This is a genomic window from Arthrobacter sp. M4, from assembly GCF_020251205.1.
In the GTDB taxonomy this organism is placed as follows: Bacteria; Actinomycetota; Actinomycetes; order Actinomycetales; family Micrococcaceae; genus Arthrobacter.
Window position 1 is genome coordinate 1 of record NZ_JAIWYX010000058.1, and the last position, 591, is coordinate 591.

Consider the following 591-nt stretch of genomic DNA (forward strand, 5'->3'; position numbering starts at 1 on the left):
GGTGCCGCGTTTGGCGATCTCGTAGGACTTCGCTGCCGGGAGGGTGAGCTGCTGGCCGGTCCAGCTCGCCACCCCGGCGGTGCCCTCTCCGGCGGTGCCCTCGGGGGCGGTGCCGGTGGTGGGGGTGTCGCGGCGTTCGGGGAGGAATCCGCCCAGGGTGGTGCGGCGTTCCATCATGTAGCGGATTTCGGGGGCGTCCATGCCGGGGTGGTAGTACGGGGGCTGGTAGGGGTCGGCTTCCAGGGCCTGGTCGCTGATGGGGATGCGCAGGTGGTCGCGGAAGTCTTTGAGGTCCTGCAGGGTGAGTTTTTTCATTTGGTGGGTGGCGTTGCGGCCCTCGAAGTGCGGGCCCAGGCCGTAGCCCTTGACGGTTTTGGCCAGGATGACGGTGGGCTTGCCCTTGAACTCGGTGGCGGCCTTGTATGCGGCGTAGACCTTGCGGTAGTCGTGGCCGCCGCGCTTCAGGCCCCAGATGGCCTCGTCGGTGTAGTCGGCGACCATGTCCTTGGTCTGGGGGGTGCGGCCGAAGAAGTGTTCGCGGACGAACCCGCCGGATTCGGCCTTGTAGGTTTGGTAGTCCCCGTCCAGGGT

General features: G+C 67.5%; 1 pseudogene. It reads right to left on the bottom strand.

From position 1 onward, the window contains the following. Positions 1-591, bottom strand: a pseudogene (locus LD110_RS23380) (hypothetical protein); the annotation flags it as partial.